The organism is Pseudoalteromonas sp. C2R02 (assembly GCF_018860845.1).
In the GTDB taxonomy this organism is placed as follows: domain Bacteria; phylum Pseudomonadota; class Gammaproteobacteria; order Enterobacterales; family Alteromonadaceae; genus Pseudoalteromonas.
In genome coordinates this window covers 21530-46210 of record NZ_JAHKQC010000018.1, presented here as the reverse complement: position 1 = coordinate 46210, position 24681 = coordinate 21530, and the positions used below count along the sequence as shown (strand labels likewise).

Below are 24681 nucleotides of genomic sequence, written 5' to 3'. Positions count from 1 at the left end.
GTTAATTTGTTAGTAAGATTGAATCGGATAATAAATCAAAATCACCACTAAACGGTAATAAATAATAAATATTTGTCATTGCTTGGCTACCAATACCTCTTACGGCCTGTACTGCATAATACTGAGGTTTACTTTCATTCGCGCCAGTTTCAACCTTAAACATAACAACACTCCCTTCGGGTATGGCTATCTTATTTATCTTTACGGCTATTGGTTCTTCAAACTCGCCTGTAAATTCATCACCGCTGGCATCAACATCGAGGCCACTTACTTTATTAGGAAAATCCACCAGCACAATTAACTCTGGCTCACCTAATTCAGTTTCGTTTTCTACTTCATCAATAGAGATAGCAACATCTTCCTCATAAGGAGAGTCAACAACAGGCGCAGCCGTTGCAGTAATGACAGGCCACAAGATACCATCGTAACCATTAGGATCTTTTTCAATGGATTTATTCCAAACCATTGCCATTAATTCATTGTGTTTAGTATGATTTTTTAACTTATTTCTAATTGTCATTTTTTGGCCTGCATAGATTTAAGTTTCTCTATTGTTGTTTTGTGCTTTTTGGCAAATGCAGCTAATGCATTATCTTTACTCACGCCTAAATCTTTAGCGTTACTCATAAAGCCTTTTAGCTTCTCTTCCATGTTTGGTTTTTTAGGTTTTTGCTGCTTGGCTTTTGGTTTTTTTGGTGAAGTAGCTGCGGTTTGCGCCATGTATAACTTGGCGTTTTCTTTTCTGGCACGTAAAAGTAATGATTCAAGTTCAGCTATGCGCTGTTTGTCGGTACTGGCACGTTTAGCCATTTTCTTTTGGGTTTTTAAGTGCTTGTCGTATGCTTCTTTATATTTGGCCTGATCTATTTTTCCTCTACGATTTGATTTAAGAGACTTTTCTATTTCAGCATCATCGAAAATAACATTTGATGTTTTAGGATCATCACCAAAACCATCTTTACGCGCAGACTTTGACATTTCACTAGCAACTAAGCGCAACCATGAAACTGACTGCATTTTATTGATTGTGAGTAATACATGCTTACAAGCGACACCGTGACCGCGAGGATTTTTAATTTTAGGAAAGGCAAACTCTTTAGGTGATAAAGCAAAGCCGCCTATAGTCGCTAGATAGCGATACCAATATTGATGCCTACCACAATCACAATCAAAAGAGATATTGCCATTCATGGCCTTTTTAGCAGCGTTGATATAGCCTTTTTGTGTCGGTTCGGCTTCAGTCATGTGTTCAACATAACTTTCAAGCCTAATTTGCACTCTATGATCTGTATATTTAGATGCAGCTGACGCTTTAACACGACCTATCAATACATCTGACTTCATACCAACAATAGAAGCAGTTGTAACGCCTGTATTATCGTCAACGGTATTGTTAGCACGTTTTATATCAATAGAACGTGAAGCGCTGATCACTTGCGCAACAGGAATACCTTTTTCACCTGAGTTAAACTTTTCACCTAGCGCTTTTTTTTGCTTATCGAATACAAGTAAATCTTCTCTGGTAAATGGCGTACCATCAGACTTGTGACCTAACTTAATTAAATCAGCTTTAGATTTACCTTTTAAACGTGCTGGTGTGAGCGATCTTTTAGATTGCTTTGTTCTAGTTTTACTCAGTGCATTATTAATTTTATTAAATGCAGCGTTAAACTGCCGAGCGTTCAACTCTTCAGTTTCAATCCGATTAGGCGATAACCTAGAAACTTGTTCAGGCATTACTTACCAGCCTGAATAATGGTTTGTCTAATGATGTTAGCTGGTGGAAATAACAACTTAGTAGCAACAGGTAATGGATCTAGTTCATCTGAGTTACCAGCCACCAGCATGACTAACCAACGGCAACTAGGCGTACCATAAATGCGGTGCGATACTAAATCAGGTCTAAATTCTTCATCAACCTTAATAACGTAATCCATCCAGTCATCTTTTTTAAGTGCTAGTAACTTGCGATACATCACACCACGTAAAATAGGATCGGCTATGTTTTCATCTGATAATCGAGATAGTTTATTCGACAAGTGTAAACCCCTCTGGAACGCCTTTGGTGCTATTGATAGGTAAGCATGGAGATTTATCTATAAGAGCCTGTGCGCGTTTAGCATCATTTGACTTGAGGTTGTTTATTCGTGTAGTTACGGGTGATAGTTTTTCTTTTGTTTTATTTAAGGCGCTGAAGATGCCTTTCAATACAACTGACTGAGTAGGATCGTTACTGACAACAGCATAGATAACTAATAACAATGCCCTATGATCTGCTTTGATTGCTGACCAATCGAGTGAATAGGTTATTTTGCCGCTATCATCTATCTTTTCGTCAATGTTTGATTGTGCAATGGCGAACTTAGGCACAGCTTCAGAAAAAGCAATCATATTAGATTGCGTCATGGCTATGTAATTTGTCATAGCCACGTTTACCACTTGGGTTTTTGCTAACTTGTCTGCATCAGTGAGATTTACATGATATGCACCACGACATTTTATTGTTTTAAAGCGCTCTTCAATGAATATCGTGAAACCTTTTTTTGCACGATCAGTTATTAACTCAGTTAATTTAGTTTGATTATCTTCAGCTGAAGTTGAAAAGAAGTCTTTTTTAAAGATGGTAAGTTTTTGGTCGCGCCATGCAGCAGTAATAGCGCAAGGCATATTACCAACGGTAGAAATACATAATATTTTCTTATCTTGCATACCAAAATATCAACTGGTTAATTTATTAGTATGTAGATGTTAGATCGAAAGCAAAAAAAAACCTAACCGACTCGTCCAATCGGTTAGGTTTCTGCGCTATATTTGCAATTTAGGAGCTTCGTTGGGAACTTAGCCTTGTAACATGAAACAATTATCAATATACGCCTTATTTGTTAGTATGCAACTGTTTTGTTTTTAATCTATTGCTTCTTTTTGTCAGAACTCTTTAAATGCTTATCGTATTGTTGAATACCCCAAACAATTGCAAAGCAACACCATAAGTATTGAATTGTGTATTTCTCACTATTAAACCACTCCCATGCATCTGTAAAATCTAGATCAGCAATAATAAATGATTCAAAATCTTCTATCTCTGAAGTGTGCCTGTGCTGGTCTAAATCTTTATATTCAAAGTGACTTGATACTTCTTGTCTAAATGCCTCTTCAAACTCTTTACATGTTTTATATTCATCGCCTTTATAGTCAAAGAAATACTCTTCTATATTTGCGCAAATATCGTTTACTCGATTTTTAATGGACTCTTCTACCAGTTCTTGATCAAACTCTTTTAATCCGGCCCATCTGGAAATGGCTTGTAACTTTTCATCCCAATAGCCGGTATTAATGCCTAATTCATCACTTCTAAAGAATTTAAACATATCTTCTGTACGTTTAAATATAAAAGTCCCCATATCACCGCTAATAACAAGATGATCAGGGTAAGTAATTAAATTAAAGTGCTGGTTAATAGAACCTTTAGAAAAGTTTAAGTGTCGGTATAAACCATTATCTTGCATCACAGTCATTTTATGATTTTCAATATCTTTTAAAAATCGTTCTTTAACTACATTAGGCGTTAGTATCGACATTATTTAGCCTCCAATGATTTATTACTGGCACTTTCTTTTAATTCTGCACGTAATGACTCTATAAACGGAGTCCAAATATCTTTCCAAAAATCCACGGCATGACAACACTCAGTTGTTGAACTTGGTAAGCACTCATAATCTCCAAATACTTTTTCAAATAAATCATGATCAACAAGCCCTTTATAAAATAAGTCACCTTCGGGATATTCTTCTTGATGCTCCAACATTTCACGCCAAGCTGTTCTGGCCTCTTTTCTGGATAAGGTTTCACAGCGCCTAGAATTTATAATGTTCTCTTTGATTTCTTTTATATAACCATCAGGATTAGCAACGTACAATTTACCATTGGTTAATTTTTTCATTGTGTATTGAAAATCTAAACCACATAAAAAGTCTTTAGGCTCTCCACCACAATGCGACCAATAATAATCAAAGCTACCATAGTCACTTGTTGCCATCACTGAAACTGATTGTTTGCCGCATACCAAAGTAATATCACCCCAAGCGCAACTCCCTTTTCCCGATCTAACTTGATACAACTCCGCTTGAGACTTAGTTACTGACATTCCCATGTTATTCTCCAAATTTAATTTTAAAGCGGCCTGTAATATCTCCAAAGCCTCTTTTTTCTTTTAATAGCCTTGTACTGCTATGAAGTGAGATATAGCCATCCTTTTGATGCTGGGCGGCAAATTTATACTCTTGCTTAACTGATTTCTTTAATACTTTTGATGTGTGGTCATTGAAATGTGCGGTATAGCAATAACGATTAAAATCAACGCTGGTGGCTATGATGTTTATTAATGCCTCATTAGGCTTGTTTTTATCTACTAGATTAGGCTTTTGCTTGATAACGGGTAATTCAGCCAATACACACAATTTACTATGCATTAAGCGGATATTTTTACGGTATGAAACCACGGAACAAAAAACACGATCATTCAACCATTTTGAATCTAGCTCTAAACCGACTTTAACTAATCGGTCTAGTTCATCGTCTTTTTTATCAGTAACAGCAAACATAATGCGAGATAAGAAATTGCTATCTTGCCAGTAGCGATTGCTTTTAGTGTATTCCACCAGCTCCAACCAATCTAACTTTTCAGCATCTACAGCTTTAACTTTTAGCGCATCAACAACGCCAGCTGCTATTTCACCATGCATTTGATAGCGACTTGCTAACGTCCAAATATCTTTTGAGTTATCAAACATATTAACCCCTGTAATCCATACATAAGAATCGTGTAACGAGCGTTACACATTGTTAAATGAATAATATACGCTTATTTAAATAAAAGAAACCGATTTCATTTAAATTAATTGGTTTTGTTAGTATGTTATTGGTTAGATAAATTGATTTGAGTGTTAATCTGTTCTGGATAAAGCCAAGCGCTCATCGTCTGGTGAAACGCCATTGGCTACAGCCATTTCTTTGTAGTTTTCAAAAAGTTCATGACCACTGCTTGATACTTTAGATAAGTCATAATCACCTTTCATTAATCGCAATCTAACACCTAAATTATGATACGAGCCTTTAAGCAAGAAACCAGCACAGTTTTTAGGTTGTTTAGTTCCTGAAGAATGACAGCCGAAACTATGTTGATTCATATCATAAGACGTATGCGCAGATATTCTAAAAGCTTCAGCAGGGAAAATACCAACAGCATCTTTACGCCAAGGACAATCAGGACAAGGTGATTTCATGAACTTTCGGCACTTACTACCCTCAACCGTTACGACTTGATGATTTTCATCAGCTGGCGTTCTTTTGGTTATTGTTGTCATGTTTCACATTTTACCTTTATTAAGATTCTTTGGCGTTCAAAAGCCTATGAGCTTCTCGGTCAAGCTTTTTAGCGACAAACTCGAATTCTTTCGCTTTTTCTTCATTGCCACAATCACCAGCTATAAGAAACAAAGCATCAGCCGCAGAACTATAAGCATCAGCTCTTAAATCTAACTTTCGCCTTTTCAAGTCATTTCCCCTTGTTAAATTTGTTTAGGTTAACTAATATTTTTACCTTGTTTAAATTCTTGCTTTATCTAAAATTTCAAGAGCTTCTTTTTTGTCGGTTAATCTCATTAATTCATCTATATCAATCACGTTAAGCCAAGCATTATCGAAACCTCCACGATAAGCAATAACAAGTCCATCGGTAGCAAATGAAATATGTGCGCTATCGTCATCTAAAAGCGCCACCAATTGCTCCCTTAATGAACCAATCAATGCCATTGCTTTATTGTAATGCACATTTGCCTTTTTGAGCTTGGTTGATGGCTTCATTGATCACCTTTCCTTAACTGTTTAATTTTCGTGTTAGTTTTCCGCTAGCTTTTTTACAGCGCTTGCATATATCTGTACTTTGCTCTGAAGCAATGTCCATCACGTCATTTTTGTTCGGGATAAGCAGGCCGCATAGCGTATGAGTTGAATGTAAACTCTCCATTAAATGCTCCTTTGTGTAAGGTAATGGCAAGCCGCTATTTTCATCCATGCGACTCCAACAAACCTGCTCAAAGGTGTCTGCTTCATCCTTTAAATCAGCAAGGCTACTTGCATCAAGCTCTTCAACCGCATCAGCACCAACACCAACAAGGTTGAATTGACCACAGTTTAACTCAAAGTCCTTAGCTTTAATTTCATCATGAGAAATAAGGATTAAATCAACACGCTCAGTATTACCAAGACCAATAGCATTGATTTCGTTTGCTTTCCATACTGCGAAATCAGAATCACAAGCCTGAAACTTAATAACGCCTTGGGTAGTAGTAACTTGGTAATTGTTCATATTTAACACCTTAAATAATTAGCTTGAGTTAAATATAGCACCGTGAGCGCTCACGGTAAAGGGTTATTTAAAATCAATGTTTCTTTTTTTATACAGCTCAACTGCATACGCTCTAATAGCTTCAAAGTCGTCAGGATGACCAACAACCTTACGTTGCACTAAACCTGCATCAATGATTCGCTGATTTCTACTTGCTTGGCGTGATGCTGCTGATTTAGCTTGTGGTCGCTTAATACCCAACACTGAAGAGCTAAAACGATAAATTTCTTCATCAATTATTTTCCAGTCCTCATTGTTCGGGTGAAAACCAACAATTGAAGAATCCAACTGAACGCGCTCTCCTTCAGGGTAAAATAATACTTCTTCTTTCTCGCTGCCATCAGAGAACTTAATTACCATAATATCTTCGTCATGCTCTGGTATTTCGGCTGAGACTATTCTCTTATTCGACATTCAACTTCCCCTTCAGGCAATATTTACATCTTCCCTTGATTAAGGTCGATAGTTCGGCTTTGTGAGTTAGTAATTTTACGTACTAACAAATTAATGGTTTTGTTATTTAGAAGTGTAGCATGGCTTATTTGAGGTTAAAAGGGCGTTTTGTGGGTAACAAACCAAGCAAATAAACATAAATTACTTACTTGGTAAGATAGTGATCTGATTAAAAGCTATTACAGAATACGGGCGTTAACATAATACTCGCCTTTATCTTGGTCTTGCCAAGCAACTGAGTATTGCACTGTGTCTTTACCAGCTGTAGTGATTAAAGTCGCTTCACACGATCTTAATTGTGACTCTTCATTAAAACCATTTTCAGAGATGGATTTTAATTCAATAAACTTTTCACCCGCACGTTTAACGACTGGTAAGTCATTAACAATCTGAGCAACGATAGATGTACTTTCATCTGAATCACAAGATGGCAGGCCACCAGCAAAGAAGAATGAAGCAAAGTAATATACTAGGCCAAGGCCAAGCACTGAACGACTTGCTAAAATAGCGTTATTTTCTTTATCGCCTGCTGGTGGTGTACCTTCAGGGCGAGGTTTAACCAATAAAGGTAAAATCTCTTTCCAGCTCCATGAATCCGTTGTTACTTCTTTGTTATTTTGATTTTCCATTTTCATTCCATATTTAAATAATTACTGAATAACTTACCGTGAAAAGTATCAATCCGCAAATAGCATTTTCCGCTTTATATCATCAACTTGGTCTTGTGCATATACTGCATATCTTTGTGGTATCGAATTAATAATACCATCAATTAAATTGATTGTTTTTTTAATAACAAGTGAATCGTGACAAGCCTCAGCATCATTGGAGTATGAATTGCCATGCATAAAGTAATAATCTACAAATTGCTGAAGCGTTAAATATACTTTTTTGTTTTTCTTTAAAGTGTGTTTTGTAATATGAATCTGAGATATATTTGCAACACTAAGGAATATAAGTTCATTAGTTTTGGCGTTAAATATATTTTCTTTTGCTAGTTGGCATGTAACGAGTAATAGGCCAAGTTCACCACTTCTTTTTGGAAATAAAGAATCTAATATTTTTAACACTATTTCCCCCTATTATTTTATGAATTATTTCTACTAAAGATTAACTGCTTTGTTTCTGCTATATCGCCATAATTGCCATCAATACCTATATCGTGAACCCTAATCATCTTCATGCCTTTTCGTATGTTAATTACAGCTCTATCATACGCTCTTTTACCTTCAAGGCTTGCTTCTGCATTGAATTCACCGAATTTCTTACTTGAAAAAAGTATATCAAGGTCGTTTGGCTGGTCACTCCCTTTTGCATAAGAACCAAATACCCACGCATCAAAAACAACAACCATAGGTCTATCGCAATCAGGTGTATAGAACATACCATTATTTTCTTTCAATCTTTCAATGATGGTGTTCAAATGCTTTGTTGCTGTGCTTCGCTTCATTTCCCTGTAAGCTCCTTTTCTTGTGCTTCATAAAGCGCAATTTGAGCATTCACTTCACTGATTTGTTTATCTAAATCATCTGCATTTATAGAACCTAAAAAAGAATAAGCTTCTAGTAAATCTGCTCGGTGTTTTAATGAGTTTTTGTAATCAATTTCTGATTTAATTTCCATGTATCATCCTTAATTTACTGAGAAGATCTTAGTTGTTTTAGAAGTTAGGATATAATCACCAGATTCAAGCTTTAATACTTCACGGTCTTGGTTAATCCAGTTCTTGAGAAATTGACGCGATACACCCACGGATTTTGCAGCTGCGACTCTATCACCATTAAATTCATTATTGATTAGGTCTGTTAGCTTTATAGCGCCTTTATTCATCTGGCACACTCCAATCTTTTGAATATGACAAGACAATAACTTCAGGTTCGTCAGTATTATCAATATCCCAATTGATTTTTTCTATTTCTGTATTCATATCACGCTCACCTTCATCACGGTACTCTTGCCACTCTTCCAGCTTGCTTTCAAAATCTGCTACCCAGCGATCCAACGTCCAATCACTTAGGTATTTAATGTAAGTACAACTACCATCTAGCATACATGCAGCAAATCCAGTCCAATAATAAAAGCCATCATCTTTATCTATGTTTAGATATTCAGGTTTGATATTGAACTTAGTGCAAACAGCCTGAACTATCGCTTTTTTAGTGGGAGCTTTAGCCATTAGTCATCAACTTCACAGAATGAACACTCACTACCTAAAGCTTCACAATCACACTCTTCGTTTTGCTTTACGCTTTCATAACCATCAATAAACTGATCGTATCGATCTGAATCAGGGTGAAGATTAACTAATCCGCTACTCCCTAGCGGCACACCAAGCTCAGCTGCTTTTACACCAGCTCTAAATGCTATTGATTTATTTTCCATGTTAACTCCTAGTTTAAAAACACTTACCAATGCACTTAAAGCGATTTAAGCGCATTAGGTAAATACTCTTACTTAAATCACAACACAGGAATATAAGACTCAACTTCAAAAAGATTCTCAGGTGAATGATTGCTATGTGAAAGGTTTAAATCAAACATCACGATACCATCGGGAGTTAGCATACCAACTTCTTGGCATACAACCCGCTTGTTAGTGATATTTTTAATTCTGAATACTTGCCCCACAGTACATGCCAAACTCCAAACTAAACCACCAACCTTTAAGTAATGCTCTATACCGTTTGTTTGCATATTAAACTCCATTTAAATTAAAATTAGGCTGAGTGTAACGACTGTTACACCGAATATAACCTTTCGATTTTAATGACTTTATATTTCACTTCACTATCTCTACCTGACTCTTTTGAATAAGCGATACTTTCAGCTGTAGCTGCCTTGGCACTCAAAGATGCACTGAATTCATCCCTGTGTTTCCTTTCTACAAACGACCTTCTTCCAACAAGTTTACAATCTGGGTATGTGTAATGATTAGCTTCGCAAACTGTTATGTAATTCCAAAGACCTATATTGCAAGACTTTATAAAAACCTCACCATCGACCAAAATAGATTCCTTTTTACTTTTCCCAATACGTTGAGCAACAGCCTTAACCTCAATGCTATTAATTTCCACAATAAACCCCTAAATTAAAAAATGATAAAATAAACTAACTAAAACAAGTATAACGAATTCGTTACGGTTAGCAAGTAGGTTATTGTTGTTTTTTAAATTAGCAAAACCAAAACAACCCTAAAGCACTGTTTTAACTAAGCTTTTAATTTGTGTAACTTTGGTGTAACTCTGGTGTAGCGACTGTTACACTAGTATGTAGAGAGTGTATGAAACTTATAAATATAAAGGTAGATGCTGGCATGAGTGGCTTCGAGAGTCCCGCAGCAGAATATAAAGAGCTTGGATTATCATTAGATTCATTGCTAATAGATAACCCTGATGCAACTTTTTTAGCCGTTGCAAATGGTCATTCAATGACAGGTTGCGGGATCATGGATGGTGATTTATTAATTATAGATAGGTCAAAAAAACCTTTTCAAAACTGCATTGTGATAGCTGTAATGGATGGCTGCTTTATCTGTAAAATACTAGATGAAAAAAACATGCAATTGGTGTCAGCTTCAGCAGATCATAAACCGATAAAAATAACACCTGAATCAAATTTAACTTTTGAAGGTGTTGTCACTCGTTCTATTCGGATGCACCAACCAGCACCAGAATTATTCCGTTAAAAACTCTAATTGTTACTTTCCCATATATGGCAATTTAAACAACTAGGTTAATATCTAAATACAACAACACCCGCTTTTACTGGTTTCCCTACTTGTTAATCAAGCCTGATTAACAAGTAGGAATTTATAAAACCAACCAAGTTAAAACCAAAAAACATGAAACCCTCTAATTTTTAATCTGGTGACTAATTACAGGTGATATTTTATTTTAGGCTCACATCTACTTGCTAAAACATGGATTGTAACAACTAACTATTATATACTTATTTCTTACCTCGGATGGTGGGAGCATGTAAAATGAATGAAAATATACATAGTCGTATGAAAAACTGGTTATCCTCAGAAAAGCCAGACATAGAAGAAATTGAAAATAAAATAGATAGATTGTACGAAAGTACAGAATACGAACAAGATAGTGATGTACGGTCACAGATATACAGCGCAATTAATAGGCTAAAAGATGAAGTTAATAACTTAAATTTAACCAATGCTGAACTTGAATTAACTGATAAATCTAATACAAAAGAACCAGTAAAGAAACGTGCAAGGCGAACAGGCGAAAAGACAGCTTCACCTATAAAAGATGTTAAAGACATTAAATATATTGCGCAAAAACTAAAAGCTTGGGGTTACTTCAGAGAAGCCCACATGATGATCATTGGTTGTAATGTGGCATTAAGATATTCAGATTTAAGCCAATTGAAATTCAGTGATATTACTGTAAAAAGTGATGGTACTGGCTACATTGAGCAAATAACAGAAAAGAAAACCCAAAAGACCAAAAGTATTACATTTAATAAAACTGCTATGAAATCTATTCAAGCATTACTCGAATGGTTTAATAGCAAGGATATTCAGCCAATATACATTTTCCAAGGCACAGGTAATAGATGCAAGAACACACCTAAACCTGTATCAAGATCACATGTTAATGACGTACTTAAATATGCAAGAGAAGATCTGCATTTAGACTTTAAACTATCAACTCACAGCTTCAGAAAGACGTTCGGGCATAACGCCTACAATGATGGTAAAGGCATTAATATAAAGACACTGCAAAAGCTGTTTAACCATGCTTCAGAGAGTGAAACCTTTGCTTACATTGGCATTACCCATCAGCGCGTTCAAGAGGCTTATATTGAAGCTGAAATAGAGATTGAAATATAAATAAAAAAGGGGCGTTATGCCCCTAATGCTTTTCTCTTTTCTAACTGTCTAATAACCCAGCCATCAATCGTCATTGTAAACAAACCAAGTGTAATAGCAGACATAATTACAAGCTTAACCTGTGAGTAGTGATCGTAAATAAATCTAACATTTAACGCCATTGATTCAGGTAAACCAATAAAATATGGGTGGCGTAATAGATGCTCACCTATCATTAATACATTAACCACTATTGAAGCTGTAAATAGAAATCGGATCACCAATTCTTGCTTGGTTACTTTATTTGATTTTAATACGCCTTTAGCAAACCGACCTACTATCGTTTTTAGTAATAAAGGCTTAGATAAGAGTAAGCACAGTTCACGCCTATGAACCAAGGCTAATATGACAAATAAATCGTAAAGAGAATAGAATACTTGTGGAGTGATTACATTTCTAGGTATGTAATTGTATAGAATTACATTGAGTGCTTTAGCAGTGAGTAAAGCTATTACTAACCATGCTCTGTGTGCATCTTTCCTGTTACAAATAAAAACAAGTGATAGCGCTATTGAATTAGCCCAGCCCACCACTTGATATATATTTAATTCATCCATGAGTTACCTTTTATTATTTAATCGTCACCATCGACTTTTTTAGGATCGCCACCTTTATCACCATCGCCCCCAACTGGAAAACGAAAAGAAGAGTGTTGTTTTGCGATAGAACTACGTTTTTTTGACTTCATTTTAATACCTACGTTTTATGATTTTAGAAAGATAACGTCAGGGCGGTTAAGCCCTCACGCCTAAGCTGTGACCTTGCGGTCATCGAATCATTCTCAGCTATCTATTTTATCTTTGATGGCCTGTCGGCTTTTCTTAGGCAAAATATTAATCATATCCATAAAGAAATCCACCGTCTTACTTGAAAATAACAAGTCAGATGGCTTGGAATTACAATAACTGTGCAACTTCCTGTACTGGCTAAGTTTCGGCTCAGTATCTCCGTTCTCCCAATTACGATAAGTCTGGTGTGAAACATTTGCTATTTTAGCCATTTGTTCCGGTGATTTATCAACAGCCTTTCTCATCATTAGAAGCTCGTCAGGAAGCTTTTGAGTTGATTGACCCATAACACCTCCATTCCTGTGCTGCATACTAACAAATTATTGTTTCTTATGAAAAAAAAATCATAAAACTATTTTGCTATTTTATTTGAAAATCAAATACAACAACAAAACAGAAACGAGAAAATAACACTTTAGTTATTTTTTAGCAATAAAATGAACAAAAAACCATACATGAAACAAGGATAAATAATGCTTTTATGATTTTTATTATAATAATTACGCAAAAACCGCACAAAAGTAGATATAAATATTATTTTAAGTATCATGTAACAACATTTTTGACACTTTGATCCGTAATGACAAAAGATAATATTGAAGATAAGGCTACGCGATACTTCCCCTCTGACGCTCCATTAGATAGAAAAGAGTTTGTTAAAGCGGTTGTTATTCGTATGCGTGAAGCTTACAACGTAAAAACGTATGCTGAACTGAGCGAGATTGCACATATAGATAAAGGCTCAATCGCCAACTCTATTTCAGGTGGTCGAATTCCATTTAAACACGTTGCTAACTGTCATGCGGATACAGGCTATTCTTATGACTATCTATTGCTAGGTGAAAAACCTAATGTAATGATTGATACTGATGTATCACAAAAAATAAAACAGATGATCTCGGGAAAGTTGATTGATTCGTTAGAGTGGGATTTAATGAGCAGTGGTGAAGGTATTGATATACTGTCTGATAGGATTGCTAAAGCGGCATTTGAGATAATGGAATGCAAGGTATTTGAAAACCCTGCATCTTCTAAGAAAACAGGTTAAACAACGGCTCGCCTATCATTAAGCATAATCACATTTGAGATCTCTTTAGACCTTACGTTTTCTTCACTCTCACCTTCAATGCAATATATTAAATGATTCCTTGCTTCTATTAGTTGATCTTTAATAGCCCATTTTTCAGCGCCAGATACAGCCAGTTCCATTTTAGACTCAAGTAACTTTACTTTTGCAGCTGCTTCAGTGATTTTATTCAACTTAATTAAAGACTCGTTATACCTTTTGTCATTCTGAATTTCATAATCTTTAAAAATCAAATCTCCATGTTCTAAATGCAATGTACTCTCCTTGTACTCAATATGTGGGTGTACGATTTTTACTTTTTCAGGCTCAGGTTTACACAAGCGATCCATGCTTTCAGTATTGCGCTTCATCATATACTGAAGTCCCCACTCACCTTCTTCAGTCGCTTCAGTCGCTTCATCATAAGTATTGCTTGGCTTAGTGAAGCTTGCAAACAACTCGCCATTAAGCGCTTTTGCCATATATGTTACACACACAATCAATACCGCAATTAATATTAAAACTAAGACTATCAATTCCATTTCTACAACCTAACTTTTTGATGGTGACTTTTTCAGTAAGCCTTTTAACCAAGCAAACAATCTCGGGTATTCAGGAGAAAACATTACAATGCATTGCAATAATACCACACAAAATATAACTATTTCATACATCAGGTTATAGTAAGCTGGTTCATAGTACGACTCAAAGTAACGATACTTAACCCAAGTCACTGTCCTAAATACAATAAGTATTCCTGTCAGTATCAATTCGTAAAAAAACAACCGACCAAATGTGTAAGCGTATTTTAAATGCAACTTATACAAAATAACTAAAGCAGCAATATTAATAGCAGCCATAACACCATAGATATGTTGCGCAGTGTAAATGTCATCAGGTGTTTTAATGGAATTTATGGCTACCACATAAGATATACTGGTGATCACATCTTTTATACTGATCACACCAATAGTCAAAGCATTGGTAAGCAATTCTTTATTTTCTTGTGCGCGTTTATAACTAAGAAAAAATGCCAAGGCATGTAAGGCGGAAAATATCATCAACCATGTTGTGGGATTTTTGTTTTGGGAGGTACTGGCTAAAGTATATAAATAGAAAAGAGAATCAAGCATACATGCATCCATACAAAGTGATGAATGCATTTTACTGTTAGCTTACATTTAAACTCAAGCTTTATTCTTATATCGTATCAGCTTAGTTTTCTTTTTTAGGGATGATAACACCACCGCCTGCATCGCTCATAGGCGCAACTGAAGATTCACCTCCACTTGGCGCTGGACTAAAAAGAGAACTGAAAAACATAGCAACTGCTGCGGCATAACTCATATTGTATAACTCCAATGTAATAAAAAATATTTTCAAAGTTATAGAGCAGCAATCATGCCAACCTATACGCCCCCTATTTTGTACCAAATGATTACTTAACATACTAATTTATGGCAACTTATCGCCACCAGCGCGGCAATTTAAGACCTTAACCATTAAATAACGGCAAGCACTGTAAAAAGGCAAATATAACATTTTTGTTATTTTTTTTGTAAATTCAAATTTATTTGAATTTTTTAGTGATAGCATTCAAATAATCAACAAAGAATATACAATTAAACTGGATTAACGGAAATGAACCTAAATTTAAAAACGCTATTAACACAACTTGTCTCAGAACAAGATAACTTATCACCTGAAGCGCAAGCTTTACTTAAAAAAGTTAATAGTAATCAGCTCATTCATTTAGATGCAGCTGAAATGGCATCTGATGATGCATGGTCTGAATACCAGTTAAACAATGACACTAAGATTGAAAATATAAATGAAGTTAAACGCGCTGTAGAGTTTGGCTTTCATTGCGCTTTGGATGCAATGTAATGAAAAGTACCGCGATAACAAAGCTCACCTCTATTGGTTCAGGTGCTATCTCAGGCATTGCATTAGAAGCATTGCTCATGCCTCTATTACTTTCAAATACACTACCAATAATATTGCTGGTGGCTGCTATTTTAACTTTCCACTTGATCACTACTGTCAAACCATGTGAGAGCGTGATGTTTATCACAACTTGCTCAGGTGTATTTGCAGCGCTAGCCATTCTTAATAGGTTTACTTACGATAGCGGCTTAATGGCTTCTCTCACTATGGCGGTTACTTTAACCGTTGTTATGGTAATTTTAGACCTAACAGAAAAAAAACTCGGTTAAATTTGTAACAGCTTATTAGTGCGCAAATTCCTTTGTATTTCGCACACTTAATCACAATCAACCTTTCTAGATTACGCAAAAAATCCAAATAAGTCAGATCCTTACATGTTTAAGGGTTTGATTTTATCATGCCTTTAACTCTATAATTCAATCATAAAGACACTTTAATTTTTCATAACTACTTATTTTTTGTTAGTAGGGGCAAATATGACAGAACACAATAACTCAGCTGAAATAGCACAAGCATTTGAAGAGTTCACACTCTTTAGAGCTGAATTTATCGCTAAATGGTGTGCTTGCTCGGTATGGAAAGAAACGCGAGAAGAAGGTGAGGCAGACGTTAGACCTTTAGTATTACTTCGCACTCAACAGCAAGTCCAAGAATTTGAATCTGATATTGCAACAGATCAAAGGTTACTTGCAATACTCGCTCAAGATCCTGATACATTTAGTCCAAAGGCAACTAAGTTTAAACCTATCACGCCTTATTATTCTGGTGTGACTAAAGTGAACTTAACACAACCACCAGCGATCAACAGTCGAAAACAAACAAGCGAACAAATCATAAAAAGAATGAAACGCTTTTATGACAAAGTATCTAATACACATCGCGCACTTGGCACTGATGAATCTAGAGCTAATTTAGAACGTGTTACTCAAGAGTTAAACAACCTTAAAAACGATACTGAAGAGACTTACCGCATAAGAACGTATGGCTACACTGATACAAACGTATGGTTAACTGGCGAACTCATTGCAGCAACAACCATTAGAATTCCATTAACAGGAATGTTTGTTTTAGATTTAAAAGAAAGTGTTCAGGTTAATATTGCTGATAAAATTGATGCAACGGTTTTACAGAAAAACTATCCGATTAAACCTGTACCATGCTCAGCACTACCAAAAGGCTTGTTATATCGTGAATCTGAAGTGCAAAAGAACAAATACAGCCAAGCAACCACCAATAAAGACGTAATAGCATAGAAACTTACACGCTCCGCTTACAATCCGTTAGCGGAGACTTGTTATTCCATTTCAGACTCTAACCATTTCTCATCTTCTTTTTGTTTTGCTTTCGCTGAATCAGGCACTATGACATTTGCAGGCATATAGTCCACCAGCTGCGTAAAGTTGTAAGTATCAAATCTATCTGGTGAATCTATACCTTGTTTTTTCATATCCTGTTTACCCATCATTGCAATCACACCTTTATCATTCATTGAGAAAGGCAATTTAGATCCTTGCTCACTGGTCTTAGTGTTTTTATCTAAGCGCATTCTACCTTGCTGTATTGCGTAAAGTGTCATCCAGTGAGCGTATGTACGCCTATTGTTAAAGCGCTTTTTGTCTTTACTTGAGTGACAAGGTAGCCCCCAATGAATAGCTTGCACACTTAAACCAAGCTCTTCTAATTTTTCAATAGTCGCTGCACCAATACCATCACCATCACCCGCGATTGAAATATTTGGATATTTATCTTCGTTACATTCAGCGAAAATATGACTTGCAAACTCCAATGGCCTAATATCAGTCGGATACTCTTTAATGAATACTGGTACAACTCTTCTTTCTACGCCATAGCCTGATACTTTTACAATAAGCAGCACACTGCTATCTCTTCCGTTACCGACATCGAACAATGCAGCATAACCCCAGTCACTCGCTAAAGTCGGCCTAACTCTTGTTGCACGTTCACATTCTGCCAATGTCAGTAAGTAACCAGACATTTTATCTGGAAATAAACCTAATACACGCACTCTAAACTCTAATGAGTCTACACCGCCATACTCTCTTAATTTTTGACGTAAAAACTTTTCAGTTACAAAATCACTGTAAACAGAGTTAAATACTAATGCAGTCCAGCCCGTATCGTCATTTTCAGACTTTTTAGCAAGTGAATGGTGTGTATCATAGAATTTACCTGTTAAGCGTGTAGGCTGCGACAAGAGCAACATACGATTATCTGATTGCGTACACGCACCAGACATAGACTCATGCGCCTTATCGGACACACCAGAGGCTTCATCAATGATATATAAGAAGTGTTCGTTATGCTCCCCCGCTAAATTCTCTTCTTGTCCGATACGACACGACTTAATACGACAATTCCAACGCCCTTTAAAGCCTCTTACATAAAACTCACTTTCCGTGAGCATGAGATGCTTCGCTAACCAAGGGTGACGTTTTACAACAGTAGAGTGAATACTTTTTAAGTTTTTCCATACAGCGGCTTTCACCTGTGCAACAGAGTTTGCCACTAAAAACACTTGCGATTCAGGAAACATCAACATAAAGATAATGATAATTTCAGCTGACCCGTAACTTTTACCTGTTCCATGACCAGAGGCAACGCTGACTTTACTATCAAGCTGACAGACAGAATTAAGTAAAATCACTTGCTGCATTGATGGTGGGCTTTCTGGTGTCAGATATAACCACAAGGCCACCCAATCAAAACGATATTGCTTAACTAATTTTTTATATCTTTTATCCGTTGTCAGTGACTTATGTTTCTTGCTCATTATTCGAAATCGCTTTCATTTAATTCATCAGCTTCAATATCATCATTAAGATCATCTTGCATACTATTGAATAAGTCTTTACGTGATTCCATAAAGCCTTGCATTTTCTTACTCATAGAATCTTCAAACTGCACCACTTCTGCCGCTATCTCTTCATCTGTCACACCTTCAAGCTCTTCTTCTACTGGTTCAATAAAGCTGATCTCACGCTTCATTTCTTCAACCAACGACATAGGCGGCTCGATACCATGCGCTTCAATTAACTGAACGGTTTCTAATGCTGACAATTCATCGCTTTGTCGGGTAGAAAGTGCCTCTTTGATTAGTTCCAATTCTTCATGGCGTGTTAAGTGACCAAGTTCACGCTTTAATTTCTCTATCTTAAACTTACGTTCTTCTATACGTGATACCGCATCAATCACATCTGCGGTAGCTGAAGCCACGTTGGATTGAATGATCAATGCTTTCTTAGCAAAAGTATTCCCTTCTTTAATGGCCTCTATATCAGTTGAGCCATTTTCTAACTCATCTTCATAAGCCACTTCTAATTCTGCCATCACTGATTGCGCATGATTATCAACATGAATTTGTTGTGCATATAATTTAGTGAGCATTAAATTAAGACAACCAGAGGTATCATTATCAATTTGTTGTAACACTGCATCTTTGATTGTTTCAGCTGACATGTTTTGAAGTGACGTATGCCGACCTGTTTTCAAGCCGCGCTGATTGCCTGCTGGTGGTGGAGGTGGTTTTGTGGCTTTTTTAGTTGAGCCTGCATTTTTATTCTTAGTCTCGGACTTTTTAGGTTTTGTGCGTGTTGCTTTGTTTTTTTCGCTTTTTGATTGATTGCTTGGTTGATTATCTAATAGAAAGGCTTTGGCTTTTTTGACACTTAACCAGCGTTTTGCAGTACCAAAAGGTAAATCATTTTGCGTACAAAAGTCCTGTAAAGTACAAGGCTGCTCACTAATGGCCTGTGCAAATAAAACTAATTGTTGTTGCCAATCGATCCGTTGAGCCATTCTTACCTCTAATGTATCGCATACATCAAGGTTATGCGGTTACGTGAGTTTAATCACCTTACGCACATACTAACAAAAAGACCGTTCAAGTAAAATAAATTCGCGAATTCGCATGATATTAATCGCTATTTATGCGCGATTTAAACCCGTAAAATTCGCGAATTCGCAAACCTAAAAATAATTTATGTAATTTGCTTTATGGCCTCTAAAAGCGCTTCATTATCTATATTTTCTTTCATTTCGATTAATCCACGAATTAATAACGCTAGATTTATCTCCTTACCTTTCCCGCCTTTTTCTTCGTTCAGCTCCGCTATCCAATCCATGATTTTAACGCCCTCACTTGGGTAGGCTCTAAACGTATGATGCTCCGCCACCTCTCGCTTTACGGCTTTTTTCATAGGCTGGGAAATTTGCTTGATAGCCTCTTTTTTTCTGTTAAAACGGTTTGGTTTCTCGCCTGCTTTATCTGTCATTTTAAACTCTCTTACTCTCGCTAATTTACTTAATTTGCTTTATATTACTAATTGGTTTTAAAGGTGTTTTTGCAATATACCGTGATATTTTCTGTTACTTAAAATATCAAATATTCGCGCTAGACCTTATTTTCATTACTTTGACGCTCAAATTTGGCAATATGCGATCTTGCATTGATCACGCACATTAATTGCGATTCATCTTCCGAGCATAACCACGCATGATATTTTACTAATGCATCACGTTTGCTCACTGCCTGCACTTCTTTATCATGGTAAGTTTCATGCAACACACCAATTTTATGATTGGTTAATAAATCAATCACAGTCGTATCATGACCAATACTAAAATTGACTGAAGAGAATAATTTTCTTAAATCGTGTGCTTGCCATTGTTTACCTGATACCAATTGAATTAAGTTATTGGCCTCAGTCTCAGTTAAACACCGATTATGTTTTTTATTAGGGAATAAATAGGTGCTAACTTGTCCATATTTTTTAATCTGATAATCACGATATGCAGTGACTAAATTAAATAATACTTGGGTCATCGGTAGATGTAATGACACTCTTGTTTTAGTGCTTAGTATAGGGATTTGCCAAGAGCGCTTTTGAAAGTTGAACTCACGCCATTTTGCTTTTCTGGTTTCGCCTATGCGAGTGCCTTGCAATAACATGATCATGGCAAGCATTGCCCCTTCCACATCAACAGCTTGATCTAATTGGATCAATAACTGTTTTAAATCACCTTTTTTTAATGCACTTTCTTTAGGTGATATTTTACCTGAACAAAACATACTAAATTTCAGGCCAGTCATCACATTATGCTCTATCACATTAAGCGTAAATGCCGTTTTAAACGCGCTGTTAAGCAAGCTATGAACTTGTTTTAATGTACTGACAGCATTAAGTGACTGTAGTGGTACAAATAACTGTTTCATAATAGTAATGCGTGATAACGCTTTTACTTCACACTCACCAATATACGGCTTTAACTGATTTTTAATTAAAGAGCGTACTTGTGCCTGCCTGTTCTTTGAGGTTTTAAGCAACTTGTCTTGATGCAGATCTAATACTTGCGATACCGTTTTAAAACCATCACCATTAATTTGCGCCTGCTTATCAAGCAACAACAGTGCAATTTTTTTATCTACTTGGTCTTTTGCATCATTAGCAGACATAACAGGCCATAGACCAATCACATACCACTTTCGTTTATAAACCAATAACCAAGAGGCTTGCGTTCTATCTTTACGATAGCGCAAGCGCAGCTGCGGCTTTTTGGCATCTTTGAGTTCACGAATATACAAATCATCAATAAAAGGCGTTGCTTCATACTTTTTAATTTCTGATTTGGTTATGTTGGTGGTGATCACTCTTTCTTTTTTCACAGTCATTACTCAAGTAACGCGACTGCTTCACTGGTTAGGCGCTGAAACTGACCAGCAACAACACTGCCTTTAGCAAACTTAACAACTGCGCGATTCTCTAAAATCCCTTGACTCACTTGAGTAGAATCACTAATTTTTGTTGTCAGCGTTGGCATTTCTCCCTCAGTTAACTCTTTGGTGATTTTATTATTAACTTTTGATTTTCTCACATCATAAATACTTCTAAATACACGCATCACAGGTGCATCATCACCTTCACCGCGCAACTCTTCAATGCTTTGTAGCATCGAGCCGATACCATCAAGTGAGAAATCACCTCCACCATCAATCGGTACTAAAATAATATCAGCAGCAGTGACCGCATTTTGAAAACCAAGATCTTTATTTGGCGGGCAATCGACAACAATATAATCTAGTTCATCATCAATTTGTTTAAATGCATTGGCTAAAATACTTTCTCTACGCACTCTTGTTGCTGCAATCTTAATCGCATTGCTCAATGCGTCATTTGCTGGCAATAAATACAAATTATCTATTTCTTTATCTGGCGAACCATCACATGCAGGCTCGATCAACTCGGATACATCGAGTTTTTTTTCTGAAAAAATTTCAGCTGAAGATCGCTCGAATGCAAATCGACCACCTGAAAGAACGCGAGAAGCATTGCCTTGTGGATCTATATCCGTTAGCAGTGTTCTTTTGCCTTTTAAAGACAAACAGACCGCGACATTAATCGCGGTATTAGTCTTACCAACACCGCCCTTTTGATTAGCCACTATGATAACTATCGCCATTGTTCCCACCTATTTAAGTAAAATAATTTAGTGTAACGCGCGTTAAACGAATGTTACACAGTCCATTAAGTGAGTATAATTCAATCATAAAAAAAAGTCGCTTTTTAATTAGGTGTTTTTTTAAAATTAGATAAACTTGTTAGTATGTAAACAAAGAGAGAATATTCATGCCTGATAAGAAATCACCTGCACACAAGCGTAAACGCCTAAGCCAGCAAACAAACAAAGCAACAAAAAACTTGAGAATAAACAAGCTAAAAAATGGTAGGAAAGATTTTCGCGCTATGGTCACAGTTGAGACTAAAGAGGCGATAGTGGATTTAACAAAGGAACATGGCTTTAAAAATCAAGCTGATTTAGTTGATGCAGTATTTCGCGGTGAAGTGACAATAGATAGCTGCGCACAAGGCGCAGCTTAATAGCATGGTAAAAGCGCTTAAAGGGATTTAAAGCGACTTAATATAGTTACTTAATATATCTTCCCACTCATTCAAATTTTTATCTGCCAAGGTTTTTACAGATACCGTAGATTTAGGTTGTGCAATACCTCCTTTGGTAAATACTGCATGACCTACCAATCGTCTAAACTCAAAACCATAACCGTATTTATTCGCCATTTCTGTAATGCGATCCATTGTCACGCGCGTCACAGGTGCTTTTTGTGTCATTGAGGCTAATACGTTTGCATCTAACGCTTTGGACTGTGGCGTTAAAATGAAGCTTTCACCAAAATCACCTAAAAACGATTCTAAACCATGCACTTCTACCAGCTCTGTAATAACGCGACCATGCCAGATAGACGCTTCATTATCGCTATCACGCAATACAACACCTGTTTTGATGTTATAGACTACATTAAGGCTTAAACCTTTTACTTTGCCGACACCGTGATCCGCATGGGTTTTTAATAGATGCAATAGTGTTGCTTGTTTAGTGGTCACTTTCATTAACATACCTTTGTTTTGTCTTTACTGACATAATCATTAATTATTTTTATTGCTTGTTCTGCACCATAAGCAACAACGGCAAAGTAACCATCGGCTGATAATCGCGCAATAGAGGCTTCTTGTAGCTTTGATATTGTTGCTTTTTTCTTGTCTTGGCGCTTGAGTTCTAATTTTAGCCCAAAATGACCACCATGCGCCAGATCTAACACAATATCTAAATATCCTGCTTTTTGACCTTCTGCTTTAAGTTTACCCGCTGTCGATTTTGCCCTGTGGCCTCCGTTAGGGATAGCCGCCAATCGTTCATATAACGCTTTATTATGGCGATTGAAATAAGCAAATATTCTCACTTGATCATAATGCTCTTGATTGCCTTTTAATAATTCAGGTTTTTTAGCTAATGCATCTAACGATTTTTGATGAGGACACGTTATATCTTCAGACAATGAAGATAACACTTTCTTTTTACTTGATGGTTTTAATTTGTATCTGCCACTACTATTTTTACCGCCAGTTAACGACTTCAAACCTTCTTCAGAGAGTCTAAACATGATTGACTCGCTTATTGTATTGACGTAAACGCTGAATGATTTTATCAGGTGTGCCAGTGAACGCCACATTGCGTACAATGCCAACGGCTAGTTTTTCACAAATAACAAAAGTATCTGTTTTAGGCTGATTTTTCATTGGCTTGCTCTTGTTTGTGAAGTGCTATTTTCTTGAGTGATTGCCACTGCCAGTTACGTTTTAATACATTCTTTTTCATTTATTTACCTAATACCTTAATCACTTTTACACGCCTTGGATCTTTTTGTACGACCACTTCAAAGCTTGCGCCATTGATAAGACTTGAGATCAGCACACTACATACCAAAGCCAACCTTTTATCTTTAGTCACTAAGCCTTGTGCTTCAGGATAGTTTTTAGCAACATCAGCACTTGACCAGAATTCACCACTGGCTTTTATCTTGTTGGCTAAATCAATAGAAATGGCTGAAGCGCGCGAGTTTGAAACGATAGAATCATCATGTGCAATGACTTTTACTTTTTTTGGTGGCGTATTATTTCTAATTTTCACTGTGAAGTTTGGCGATTTTTCTATGGTGTATAAAAAACCTGATGCTTGCTGTGTGGTGCAATTAAACTCTTCTTGTACTTTTTTAGCAGTCCAATAGCTTTTAGATTTAAACATAGCGATTGCCACATCATTAGAACTCAAGCTGCGCTCATACGGCTGTTGATATAATTTTGGCGGTGAATACATGGCTTTGATCAGCTTTGGCGTTAACATGCTTTAACCTCCAAATTATCAAAGTATTCTTTTTGCTCGGACTGTGAAAAGGCATTTATTGACGTATTATCTTCAATGAACATTTTAAAACGCTGCTTTAACGCTTCAAACTCGCAACCGCACCAGTCGCACCATGCCTTTATCAATTGCATTATTTCATCTAAGTAATCAGTGAATGATGTATTACTGAAGTAGGTTTGTAATTGTGATAACTGCTCATGCGCTTCTTTAACCGTGAACTTACCTTCCCCATCACACGTAACGCAATGAATATAACCTTGGCAATGAGGGCAATCACAGTTGCATTGCGCTTCACCTTGCCCTTGGCATTGCTGACAAGATAACTTATCTCCAACCAAAGTTAACCTTGCCTTTTGCTCTATCCATGCTTTACGTGTAATAAATTTCATTTAATC

At 36.4% G+C, this 24681-nt stretch carries 43 protein-coding genes; 7 read left to right on the top strand and 36 right to left on the bottom strand.

Annotation, left to right across the window (positions count from 1 at the left end; all coding sequences use genetic code 11):
• Nucleotide 1 precedes the first annotated feature (1 nt).
• From KO527_RS05345 to KO527_RS05245, 21 genes are all read right to left on the bottom strand, one after another.
• Nucleotides 2–520 (bottom strand): hypothetical protein, encoded by a 519-nt coding sequence (locus tag KO527_RS05345; protein WP_216039327.1) that lies wholly within the window; start codon nucleotides 518–520, stop codon nucleotides 2–4.
• The gene (locus KO527_RS05340) at nucleotides 517–1737 is read right to left on the bottom strand and encodes a hypothetical protein (RefSeq protein WP_216039326.1); all 1221 of its coding nucleotides are present in this window, start codon (nucleotides 1735–1737) and stop codon (nucleotides 517–519) included. The genes KO527_RS05345 and KO527_RS05340 overlap by 4 nt, the downstream gene beginning before the upstream one ends.
• Nucleotides 1737–2039, bottom strand: a complete 303-nt coding sequence (locus KO527_RS05335; RefSeq protein WP_216039325.1) for a hypothetical protein — start codon at nucleotides 2037–2039, stop codon at nucleotides 1737–1739. Before KO527_RS05335 ends, KO527_RS05340 begins: the two co-directional genes overlap by 1 nt.
• Nucleotides 2029–2709, bottom strand: coding sequence for a hypothetical protein (locus KO527_RS05330; protein WP_216039324.1), 681 nt, complete (start codon nucleotides 2707–2709; stop codon nucleotides 2029–2031). The genes KO527_RS05335 and KO527_RS05330 overlap by 11 nt, the downstream gene beginning before the upstream one ends.
• A gap of 200 nt (nucleotides 2710–2909) precedes the next feature.
• A complete protein-coding gene (locus KO527_RS05325) occupies nucleotides 2910–3578 on the bottom strand; it encodes a hypothetical protein (protein WP_216039323.1) in 669 nt (222 codons plus the stop codon).
• The gene (locus KO527_RS05320; protein WP_252733454.1) at nucleotides 3578–4150 is read right to left on the bottom strand and encodes a hypothetical protein; all 573 of its coding nucleotides are present in this window, start codon (nucleotides 4148–4150) and stop codon (nucleotides 3578–3580) included. Before KO527_RS05320 ends, KO527_RS05325 begins: the two co-directional genes overlap by 1 nt.
• Nucleotide 4151: 1 nt before the next feature.
• A complete protein-coding gene (locus tag KO527_RS05315) occupies nucleotides 4152–4790 on the bottom strand; it encodes a hypothetical protein (protein WP_216039322.1) in 639 nt (212 codons plus the stop codon).
• Between the two features lie 153 nt (nucleotides 4791–4943).
• A complete protein-coding gene (locus KO527_RS05310) occupies nucleotides 4944–5363 on the bottom strand; it encodes a DUF6283 family protein (RefSeq protein ID WP_216039321.1) in 420 nt (139 codons plus the stop codon).
• A gap of 19 nt (nucleotides 5364–5382) precedes the next feature.
• Entirely contained in the window at nucleotides 5383–5553 is a 171-nt protein-coding gene (locus KO527_RS05305; RefSeq protein WP_216039320.1) for a hypothetical protein, read from the bottom strand.
• A gap of 51 nt (nucleotides 5554–5604) precedes the next feature.
• Complete coding sequence (locus KO527_RS05300; RefSeq protein WP_216039319.1) at nucleotides 5605–5862, bottom strand: hypothetical protein; 258 nt, start codon at nucleotides 5860–5862, stop codon at nucleotides 5605–5607.
• Nucleotides 5863–5875: 13 nt separating this feature from the next.
• Nucleotides 5876–6367: a hypothetical protein gene (locus tag KO527_RS05295; RefSeq protein ID WP_216039318.1), complete on the bottom strand. Its 492-nt coding sequence runs from the start codon at nucleotides 6365–6367 to the stop codon at nucleotides 5876–5878.
• A gap of 63 nt (nucleotides 6368–6430) precedes the next feature.
• Nucleotides 6431–6820 (bottom strand): hypothetical protein, encoded by a 390-nt coding sequence (locus tag KO527_RS05290; RefSeq protein WP_216039317.1) that lies wholly within the window; start codon nucleotides 6818–6820, stop codon nucleotides 6431–6433.
• Nucleotides 6821–7038: 218 nt separating this feature from the next.
• A complete protein-coding gene (locus KO527_RS05285) occupies nucleotides 7039–7488 on the bottom strand; it encodes a hypothetical protein (protein ID WP_216039316.1) in 450 nt (149 codons plus the stop codon).
• 48 nt (nucleotides 7489–7536) lie between these two features.
• Nucleotides 7537–7929 carry a hypothetical protein gene (locus KO527_RS05280; RefSeq protein ID WP_216039315.1) on the bottom strand — a complete coding sequence of 131 codons (393 nt, stop codon included), beginning with the start codon at nucleotides 7927–7929 and terminating at the stop codon, nucleotides 7537–7539.
• A 17-nt stretch (nucleotides 7930–7946) separates the two neighbouring features.
• Entirely contained in the window at nucleotides 7947–8309 is a 363-nt protein-coding gene (locus KO527_RS05275) for a hypothetical protein (protein WP_216039314.1), read from the bottom strand.
• Nucleotides 8306–8482, bottom strand: a complete 177-nt coding sequence (locus KO527_RS05270) for a hypothetical protein (RefSeq protein WP_216039313.1) — start codon at nucleotides 8480–8482, stop codon at nucleotides 8306–8308. Before KO527_RS05270 ends, KO527_RS05275 begins: the two co-directional genes overlap by 4 nt.
• A 9-nt stretch (nucleotides 8483–8491) precedes the next feature.
• Nucleotides 8492–8689 (bottom strand): hypothetical protein, encoded by a 198-nt coding sequence (locus KO527_RS05265; RefSeq protein WP_216039312.1) that lies wholly within the window; start codon nucleotides 8687–8689, stop codon nucleotides 8492–8494.
• On the bottom strand, nucleotides 8682–9035 hold the full coding sequence (locus KO527_RS05260) for a hypothetical protein (RefSeq protein ID WP_216039311.1): 354 nt from the start codon (nucleotides 9033–9035) through the stop codon (nucleotides 8682–8684). Before KO527_RS05260 ends, KO527_RS05265 begins: the two co-directional genes overlap by 8 nt.
• Nucleotides 9035–9241, bottom strand: a complete 207-nt coding sequence (locus KO527_RS05255; RefSeq protein ID WP_216039310.1) for a hypothetical protein — start codon at nucleotides 9239–9241, stop codon at nucleotides 9035–9037. The genes KO527_RS05260 and KO527_RS05255 overlap by 1 nt, the downstream gene beginning before the upstream one ends.
• Before the next feature lie 77 nt (nucleotides 9242–9318).
• Nucleotides 9319–9552 (bottom strand): hypothetical protein, encoded by a 234-nt coding sequence (locus KO527_RS05250; protein ID WP_216039309.1) that lies wholly within the window; start codon nucleotides 9550–9552, stop codon nucleotides 9319–9321.
• A 44-nt stretch (nucleotides 9553–9596) separates the two neighbouring features.
• Nucleotides 9597–9932, bottom strand: a complete 336-nt coding sequence (locus KO527_RS05245) for a hypothetical protein (RefSeq protein WP_216039308.1) — start codon at nucleotides 9930–9932, stop codon at nucleotides 9597–9599.
• Nucleotides 9933–10138: 206 nt separating this feature from the next.
• Between KO527_RS05245 and umuD the strand changes: the two genes are divergently transcribed.
• Together umuD and KO527_RS05235 are read left to right on the top strand one after the other, a co-directional pair.
• Entirely contained in the window at nucleotides 10139–10543 is a 405-nt protein-coding gene (umuD, locus tag KO527_RS05240; protein WP_216039307.1) for a translesion error-prone DNA polymerase V autoproteolytic subunit, read from the top strand.
• Between the two features lie 297 nt (nucleotides 10544–10840).
• Nucleotides 10841–11710: a tyrosine-type recombinase/integrase gene (locus KO527_RS05235; protein ID WP_252733452.1), complete on the top strand. Its 870-nt coding sequence runs from the start codon at nucleotides 10841–10843 to the stop codon at nucleotides 11708–11710.
• A 14-nt stretch (nucleotides 11711–11724) separates the two neighbouring features.
• On the opposite strand, the gene KO527_RS05230 is transcribed toward KO527_RS05235, so the two are convergent.
• Complete coding sequence (locus tag KO527_RS05230; protein WP_216039306.1) at nucleotides 11725–12306, bottom strand: hypothetical protein; 582 nt, start codon at nucleotides 12304–12306, stop codon at nucleotides 11725–11727.
• A gap of 224 nt (nucleotides 12307–12530) precedes the next feature.
• On the bottom strand, nucleotides 12531–12824 hold the full coding sequence (locus KO527_RS05225; RefSeq protein ID WP_216039305.1) for a helix-turn-helix transcriptional regulator: 294 nt from the start codon (nucleotides 12822–12824) through the stop codon (nucleotides 12531–12533).
• Nucleotides 12825–13117: 293 nt separating this feature from the next.
• On the opposite strand from KO527_RS05225, the gene KO527_RS05220 reads away from it, so the two are divergent.
• Nucleotides 13118–13585, top strand: coding sequence for a helix-turn-helix domain-containing protein (locus KO527_RS05220; RefSeq protein WP_216039304.1), 468 nt, complete (start codon nucleotides 13118–13120; stop codon nucleotides 13583–13585).
• Here the strand turns inward: KO527_RS05220 and KO527_RS05215 are convergent.
• The 3 genes from KO527_RS05215 to KO527_RS26230 all read right to left on the bottom strand — a co-directional run bounded on the left by KO527_RS05215 (nucleotide 13582) and on the right by KO527_RS26230 (nucleotide 14950).
• Entirely contained in the window at nucleotides 13582–14145 is a 564-nt protein-coding gene (locus KO527_RS05215) for a hypothetical protein (protein ID WP_216039303.1), read from the bottom strand. The two genes, KO527_RS05220 and KO527_RS05215, sit on opposite strands and share 4 nt — an antisense overlap.
• Nucleotides 14146–14154: 9 nt before the next feature.
• Nucleotides 14155–14736: a hypothetical protein gene (locus KO527_RS05210; protein ID WP_216039302.1), complete on the bottom strand. Its 582-nt coding sequence runs from the start codon at nucleotides 14734–14736 to the stop codon at nucleotides 14155–14157.
• Nucleotides 14737–14818: 82 nt separating this feature from the next.
• Nucleotides 14819–14950 carry a hypothetical protein gene (locus KO527_RS26230; protein ID WP_289847653.1) on the bottom strand — a complete coding sequence of 44 codons (132 nt, stop codon included), beginning with the start codon at nucleotides 14948–14950 and terminating at the stop codon, nucleotides 14819–14821.
• Between the two features lie 294 nt (nucleotides 14951–15244).
• Between KO527_RS26230 and KO527_RS05205 the strand changes: the two genes are divergently transcribed.
• The 3 genes from KO527_RS05205 (at nucleotide 15245) to KO527_RS05195 (ending at nucleotide 16803) form a co-directional block, all read left to right on the top strand.
• Nucleotides 15245–15490, top strand: a complete 246-nt coding sequence (locus KO527_RS05205; protein WP_216039301.1) for a hypothetical protein — start codon at nucleotides 15245–15247, stop codon at nucleotides 15488–15490.
• On the top strand, nucleotides 15490–15819 hold the full coding sequence (locus KO527_RS05200) for a hypothetical protein (RefSeq protein ID WP_216039300.1): 330 nt from the start codon (nucleotides 15490–15492) through the stop codon (nucleotides 15817–15819). Before KO527_RS05205 ends, KO527_RS05200 begins: the two co-directional genes overlap by 1 nt.
• Nucleotides 15820–16026: 207 nt before the next feature.
• Nucleotides 16027–16803, top strand: a complete 777-nt coding sequence (locus tag KO527_RS05195) for a hypothetical protein (RefSeq protein WP_216039299.1) — start codon at nucleotides 16027–16029, stop codon at nucleotides 16801–16803.
• A gap of 41 nt (nucleotides 16804–16844) precedes the next feature.
• Here the strand turns inward: KO527_RS05195 and KO527_RS05190 are convergent, their stop codons facing one another.
• From KO527_RS05190 to KO527_RS05170, 5 genes are all read right to left on the bottom strand, one after another.
• Entirely contained in the window at nucleotides 16845–18341 is a 1497-nt protein-coding gene (locus KO527_RS05190) for a terminase (protein WP_216039298.1), read from the bottom strand.
• A complete protein-coding gene (locus KO527_RS05185) occupies nucleotides 18341–19366 on the bottom strand; it encodes a hypothetical protein (protein WP_216039297.1) in 1026 nt (341 codons plus the stop codon). The genes KO527_RS05190 and KO527_RS05185 overlap by 1 nt, the downstream gene beginning before the upstream one ends.
• A 182-nt stretch (nucleotides 19367–19548) precedes the next feature.
• Nucleotides 19549–19842: a hypothetical protein gene (locus KO527_RS05180; RefSeq protein ID WP_216039296.1), complete on the bottom strand. Its 294-nt coding sequence runs from the start codon at nucleotides 19840–19842 to the stop codon at nucleotides 19549–19551.
• Between the two features lie 119 nt (nucleotides 19843–19961).
• Nucleotides 19962–21233, bottom strand: a complete 1272-nt coding sequence (locus KO527_RS26365; RefSeq protein WP_216039295.1) for a tyrosine-type recombinase/integrase — start codon at nucleotides 21231–21233, stop codon at nucleotides 19962–19964.
• Nucleotides 21234–21238: 5 nt separating this feature from the next.
• Nucleotides 21239–22027, bottom strand: coding sequence for a ParA family protein (locus KO527_RS05170; protein ID WP_216039294.1), 789 nt, complete (start codon nucleotides 22025–22027; stop codon nucleotides 21239–21241).
• 167 nt (nucleotides 22028–22194) lie between these two features.
• Between KO527_RS05170 and KO527_RS05165 the strand changes: the two genes are divergently transcribed.
• On the top strand, nucleotides 22195–22446 hold the full coding sequence (locus KO527_RS05165; protein WP_216039293.1) for a hypothetical protein: 252 nt from the start codon (nucleotides 22195–22197) through the stop codon (nucleotides 22444–22446).
• A gap of 27 nt (nucleotides 22447–22473) precedes the next feature.
• Here KO527_RS05165 and KO527_RS05160 read toward each other — a convergent pair whose 3' ends face one another.
• The 5 genes from KO527_RS05160 to KO527_RS05140 form a co-directional block, all read right to left on the bottom strand.
• On the bottom strand, nucleotides 22474–22974 hold the full coding sequence (locus KO527_RS05160) for a hypothetical protein (RefSeq protein ID WP_216039292.1): 501 nt from the start codon (nucleotides 22972–22974) through the stop codon (nucleotides 22474–22476).
• Nucleotides 22974–23525 (bottom strand): hypothetical protein, encoded by a 552-nt coding sequence (locus KO527_RS05155; protein WP_216039291.1) that lies wholly within the window; start codon nucleotides 23523–23525, stop codon nucleotides 22974–22976. Before KO527_RS05155 ends, KO527_RS05160 begins: the two co-directional genes overlap by 1 nt.
• Nucleotides 23518–23661, bottom strand: a complete 144-nt coding sequence (locus KO527_RS05150) for a hypothetical protein (RefSeq protein ID WP_216039290.1) — start codon at nucleotides 23659–23661, stop codon at nucleotides 23518–23520. Before KO527_RS05150 ends, KO527_RS05155 begins: the two co-directional genes overlap by 8 nt.
• Nucleotides 23662–23740: 79 nt before the next feature.
• On the bottom strand, nucleotides 23741–24265 hold the full coding sequence (locus tag KO527_RS05145; RefSeq protein WP_216039289.1) for a hypothetical protein: 525 nt from the start codon (nucleotides 24263–24265) through the stop codon (nucleotides 23741–23743).
• Complete coding sequence (locus KO527_RS05140) at nucleotides 24259–24675, bottom strand: hypothetical protein (protein ID WP_216039288.1); 417 nt, start codon at nucleotides 24673–24675, stop codon at nucleotides 24259–24261. The genes KO527_RS05145 and KO527_RS05140 overlap by 7 nt, the downstream gene beginning before the upstream one ends.
• Between the last annotated feature and the right edge of the window lie 6 nt (nucleotides 24676–24681).

Excerpts from the sequence above, each read along its gene's own strand:
- KO527_RS05345 (WP_216039327.1), bottom strand. The coding sequence starts at position 520 with ATGACAATTAGAAATAAGTTAAAAAATCATACTAAACACAATGAATTA.
- KO527_RS05340 (WP_216039326.1), bottom strand. The coding sequence starts at position 1,737 with ATGCCTGAACAAGTTTCTAGGTTATCGCCTAATCGGATTGAAACTGAA.
- KO527_RS05330 (WP_216039324.1), bottom strand. The coding sequence starts at position 2,709 with ATGCAAGATAAGAAAATATTATGTATTTCTACCGTTGGTAATATGCCT.
- KO527_RS05325 (WP_216039323.1), bottom strand. The coding sequence starts at position 3,578 with ATGTCGATACTAACGCCTAATGTAGTTAAAGAACGATTTTTAAAAGAT.
- KO527_RS05320 (WP_252733454.1), bottom strand. The coding sequence starts at position 4,150 with ATGGGAATGTCAGTAACTAAGTCTCAAGCGGAGTTGTATCAAGTTAGA.
- KO527_RS05315 (WP_216039322.1), bottom strand. The coding sequence starts at position 4,790 with ATGTTTGATAACTCAAAAGATATTTGGACGTTAGCAAGTCGCTATCAA.
- KO527_RS05310 (WP_216039321.1), bottom strand. The coding sequence starts at position 5,363 with ATGACAACAATAACCAAAAGAACGCCAGCTGATGAAAATCATCAAGTC.
- KO527_RS05300 (WP_216039319.1), bottom strand. The coding sequence starts at position 5,862 with ATGAAGCCATCAACCAAGCTCAAAAAGGCAAATGTGCATTACAATAAA.
- KO527_RS05295 (WP_216039318.1), bottom strand. The coding sequence starts at position 6,367 with ATGAACAATTACCAAGTTACTACTACCCAAGGCGTTATTAAGTTTCAG.
- KO527_RS05290 (WP_216039317.1), bottom strand. The coding sequence starts at position 6,820 with ATGTCGAATAAGAGAATAGTCTCAGCCGAAATACCAGAGCATGACGAA.
- KO527_RS05285 (WP_216039316.1), bottom strand. The coding sequence starts at position 7,488 with ATGGAAAATCAAAATAACAAAGAAGTAACAACGGATTCATGGAGCTGG.
- KO527_RS05275 (WP_216039314.1), bottom strand. The coding sequence starts at position 8,309 with ATGAAGCGAAGCACAGCAACAAAGCATTTGAACACCATCATTGAAAGA.
- KO527_RS05270 (WP_216039313.1), bottom strand. The coding sequence starts at position 8,482 with ATGGAAATTAAATCAGAAATTGATTACAAAAACTCATTAAAACACCGA.
- KO527_RS05265 (WP_216039312.1), bottom strand. The coding sequence starts at position 8,689 with ATGAATAAAGGCGCTATAAAGCTAACAGACCTAATCAATAATGAATTT.
- KO527_RS05260 (WP_216039311.1), bottom strand. The coding sequence starts at position 9,035 with ATGGCTAAAGCTCCCACTAAAAAAGCGATAGTTCAGGCTGTTTGCACT.
- KO527_RS05255 (WP_216039310.1), bottom strand. The coding sequence starts at position 9,241 with ATGGAAAATAAATCAATAGCATTTAGAGCTGGTGTAAAAGCAGCTGAG.
- KO527_RS05250 (WP_216039309.1), bottom strand. The coding sequence starts at position 9,552 with ATGCAAACAAACGGTATAGAGCATTACTTAAAGGTTGGTGGTTTAGTT.
- umuD (WP_216039307.1), top strand. The coding sequence starts at position 10,139 with ATGAAACTTATAAATATAAAGGTAGATGCTGGCATGAGTGGCTTCGAG.
- KO527_RS05235 (WP_252733452.1), top strand. The coding sequence starts at position 10,841 with ATGAATGAAAATATACATAGTCGTATGAAAAACTGGTTATCCTCAGAA.
- KO527_RS05230 (WP_216039306.1), bottom strand. The coding sequence starts at position 12,306 with ATGGATGAATTAAATATATATCAAGTGGTGGGCTGGGCTAATTCAATA.
- KO527_RS05225 (WP_216039305.1), bottom strand. The coding sequence starts at position 12,824 with ATGGGTCAATCAACTCAAAAGCTTCCTGACGAGCTTCTAATGATGAGA.
- KO527_RS05220 (WP_216039304.1), top strand. The coding sequence starts at position 13,118 with ATGACAAAAGATAATATTGAAGATAAGGCTACGCGATACTTCCCCTCT.
- KO527_RS05215 (WP_216039303.1), bottom strand. The coding sequence starts at position 14,145 with ATGGAATTGATAGTCTTAGTTTTAATATTAATTGCGGTATTGATTGTG.
- KO527_RS05210 (WP_216039302.1), bottom strand. The coding sequence starts at position 14,736 with ATGCTTGATTCTCTTTTCTATTTATATACTTTAGCCAGTACCTCCCAA.
- KO527_RS26230 (WP_289847653.1), bottom strand. The coding sequence starts at position 14,950 with ATGAGTTATGCCGCAGCAGTTGCTATGTTTTTCAGTTCTCTTTTTAGT.
- KO527_RS05205 (WP_216039301.1), top strand. The coding sequence starts at position 15,245 with ATGAACCTAAATTTAAAAACGCTATTAACACAACTTGTCTCAGAACAA.
- KO527_RS05200 (WP_216039300.1), top strand. The coding sequence starts at position 15,490 with ATGAAAAGTACCGCGATAACAAAGCTCACCTCTATTGGTTCAGGTGCT.
- KO527_RS05195 (WP_216039299.1), top strand. The coding sequence starts at position 16,027 with ATGACAGAACACAATAACTCAGCTGAAATAGCACAAGCATTTGAAGAG.
- KO527_RS05190 (WP_216039298.1), bottom strand. The coding sequence starts at position 18,341 with ATGAGCAAGAAACATAAGTCACTGACAACGGATAAAAGATATAAAAAA.
- KO527_RS05185 (WP_216039297.1), bottom strand. The coding sequence starts at position 19,366 with ATGGCTCAACGGATCGATTGGCAACAACAATTAGTTTTATTTGCACAG.
- KO527_RS05180 (WP_216039296.1), bottom strand. The coding sequence starts at position 19,842 with ATGACAGATAAAGCAGGCGAGAAACCAAACCGTTTTAACAGAAAAAAA.
- KO527_RS05170 (WP_216039294.1), bottom strand. The coding sequence starts at position 22,027 with ATGGCGATAGTTATCATAGTGGCTAATCAAAAGGGCGGTGTTGGTAAG.
- KO527_RS05165 (WP_216039293.1), top strand. The coding sequence starts at position 22,195 with ATGCCTGATAAGAAATCACCTGCACACAAGCGTAAACGCCTAAGCCAG.
- KO527_RS05160 (WP_216039292.1), bottom strand. The coding sequence starts at position 22,974 with ATGAAAGTGACCACTAAACAAGCAACACTATTGCATCTATTAAAAACC.
- KO527_RS05155 (WP_216039291.1), bottom strand. The coding sequence starts at position 23,525 with ATGTTTAGACTCTCTGAAGAAGGTTTGAAGTCGTTAACTGGCGGTAAA.
- KO527_RS05150 (WP_216039290.1), bottom strand. The coding sequence starts at position 23,661 with ATGAAAAATCAGCCTAAAACAGATACTTTTGTTATTTGTGAAAAACTA.
- KO527_RS05145 (WP_216039289.1), bottom strand. The coding sequence starts at position 24,265 with ATGTTAACGCCAAAGCTGATCAAAGCCATGTATTCACCGCCAAAATTA.
- KO527_RS05140 (WP_216039288.1), bottom strand. The coding sequence starts at position 24,675 with ATGAAATTTATTACACGTAAAGCATGGATAGAGCAAAAGGCAAGGTTA.